Source organism: Bradyrhizobium sp. (genome assembly GCF_035701725.1).
Classification (GTDB): Bacteria; Pseudomonadota; Alphaproteobacteria; order Rhizobiales; family Xanthobacteraceae; genus Bradyrhizobium.
In genome coordinates this window covers 1-2,344 of record NZ_DASSRP010000105.1, presented here as the reverse complement: position 1 = coordinate 2,344, position 2,344 = coordinate 1, and the positions used below count along the sequence as shown (strand labels likewise).

Below are 2,344 nucleotides of genomic sequence, written 5' to 3'. Positions count from 1 at the left end.
GATCGGCGCGCCGCCGGGATACGTCGGCTACGAGGAAGGCGGTCAGCTCACCGAGCAAGTTCGCCGCCATCCCTATGCTGTCATTCTGTTCGATGAAATCGAGAAGGCGCATCCGGACGTGTTCAACGTCCTCCTGCAGGTGCTCGATGACGGCCGCCTGACGGATGGCCAGGGCCGCACCGTCGACTTCCGCAACACCTTGATCGTGATGACTTCCAATCTCGGCGCCGAGATTCTGGTCAATCAGCCCGAGGGCCAGGATACCGACGCGGTGCGCGATCAGGTCATGGCGATCGTGCGGGCAAGCTTCCGGCCGGAATTCCTCAACCGCGTGGACGAGATCATTCTGTTCCACCGGCTGCAGAAGGCCGACATGACCCGCATCGTCGACATCCAGATCAAGCGCCTGGCGCGGCTCTTGGACGATCGCAAGATCGTCATCAAGCTCGAGACCTCGGCGCGCGATTGGCTCGCTGAAAAGGGCTGGGATCCCGCCTATGGGGCGCGACCGCTCAAACGCGTGATCCAGAAATCGGTGCAGGATCCGCTGGCGGAGATGATCCTGTCCGGGCGTATCAAGGACGGCGAGACGGTGGTGATCAGCGCCAGCAAGCAGGGGCTGAAATTCAACGGCGAGCTTGCTGCGGCGGCGTGACCGGCGTTTCGTTGAGCCGCTCGCGCACGTGTTCGACAAAGTAGCGGGCCTGTCCCTTGGGCAGGCCCGAAATCACCAGCGGGTTCAGTCCGCCCGAGCTTTCCACGCTGATCTGGTCCCAGATCAGGCCGCGCGTGTGGGTCACTTCGGCGATGTGCGACAGCGGCAGGTGCTCGTCGGTGCGCCGCCACGGCGTCAGCCAGAACAGCACCACATTGTTCGATACGCCGACATGATCGGCGACCATGCGGGCCGGAAACACCCACAGCGTCATGTTGAAGTGCACCAGCGCCCACAGGCGGCTCGAGCGCACCTCGATGCGGTCGTTAACGGCCGAGCTTTGTGTCACCGACGCCTCCGGCTCAATTCATGTCCGCGGCAGGCAATGCCGAAACTACGCGAAGCTATCATGAAGGAGGATTGTTTTGGCGGGCCGCTTCGCCGCGCGGAGGGGACTCGACGGGTGGGCTATCGCGCCTGCGCGACGCGTCCGGGCGCATGGGTCAACACCGAGTCGAGTTGCTCGCGCGACTTCTCGAACATGGCGAGCGATGGTCCTTCAAGCACGCGCCCGCGCGGCAGCTTCACCGTCATCGGATTCACGAAGCGATCGTTGATGAGGATCTCGAAATGCACGTGCGCGCCGGTCGACAGGCCGGTCGAGCCGACGAAGCCGATGACCTGGCCCTGGCGCACGCGGCTGCCGACATTGAGCCCGCGCGCGAACGCCGTCATGTGGCCATAGGCGGTCTGATAGCCGTTGGCATGGCGGATGCGGACATATTTGCCGTAGCCGCCTTTGACGCCGATCTCGTCGATGCTGCCGTTGCCGGCGGCGAAGATCGGCGTGCCGAACGGCGCCGCCCAGTCGACGCCGGTGTGCGACTTCATATAGTGCAACAGCGGGTGATTACGCTCGCCGAAGCCCGATCGCATGATGCCGATCGCGACCGGCTTGCGCACCAGGAACTTCTTCGCGCTTTTGCCGGTCTCGTCGTAATAGTCGTACGTGCCGTCGTCCGACGTCTGGTAGTGATAGTAGCGCTTGGTTTCGCCGCCGAGCGTCAGCGAGACGTAGCGTACCTCGCTGCGCGCCTCGTTGTTCTCGTCGTCCGAAAACAGAACGTCGAGCGAGTCGCCGGACTGAACTTTGCGCTGGAAGTCCACATCGTAGGAATAGATGCGGATTATCTCCTCGATCACCGCGCTCGGTACGTTGTTGCGCAGCGCAGTCTCGTAGATGCTCTGATAAAGCCGCACCCCGCTGCCATCGTCTTCGGTAGCCTCCTCGGCGCCTTCGCCCGTGCCGGCATCGACGTTGCGGATGTCGACCGGCACGTAGCGGCCGGTGTCGGAAAGCGCAACCGCCGCCTCGATGCCGCTGTCGCCGGAGATGATGAGCCGCAGCGGCTGCATGCGACCGGGGCCGGCCGCTGCGGTGAGCACGCGCAGCTTCTGGCCTTCCTTCACGCCGCCTTCGCGTCCGCGCGAGCCGAGCACCGCCAGCACGTTCTTGATCTCGTCGGGCGCGCAACCGAGTTCGCGCAGGATCGAGCCGACGGTCTCGCTCTTTTTGACGATGACCAGATGCTCGCTCCACTCGGCGTTGCCGCTCGCCTTGGGCAGGAGCGTGATGTTCTCGGGAACGACGCGCGCCTCGAAGCCGAGATACGGGTCGGTGTCGCCTTC

Annotated in this window: 3 protein-coding genes; 1 reads left to right on the top strand and 2 read right to left on the bottom strand. The window is 64.1% G+C overall.

Annotated elements, in window-relative coordinates:
* The coding region (locus VFL62_RS05670; RefSeq protein ID WP_325171395.1) for an AAA family ATPase at positions 1-655 on the top strand (655 nt) is incomplete at its 5' end.
* Here the strand turns inward: VFL62_RS05670 and VFL62_RS05665 are convergent.
* Positions 627-1,004 (bottom strand): hypothetical protein, encoded by a 378-nt coding sequence (locus tag VFL62_RS05665; protein ID WP_325171394.1) that lies wholly within the window; start codon positions 1,002-1,004, stop codon positions 627-629. The two genes, VFL62_RS05670 and VFL62_RS05665, sit on opposite strands and share 29 nt — an antisense overlap.
* Positions 1,005-1,123: 119 nt before the next feature.
* On the bottom strand, positions 1,124-2,344 hold a 1,221-nt coding region (locus VFL62_RS05660), incomplete at its 5' end, for a M23 family metallopeptidase (protein WP_325171393.1).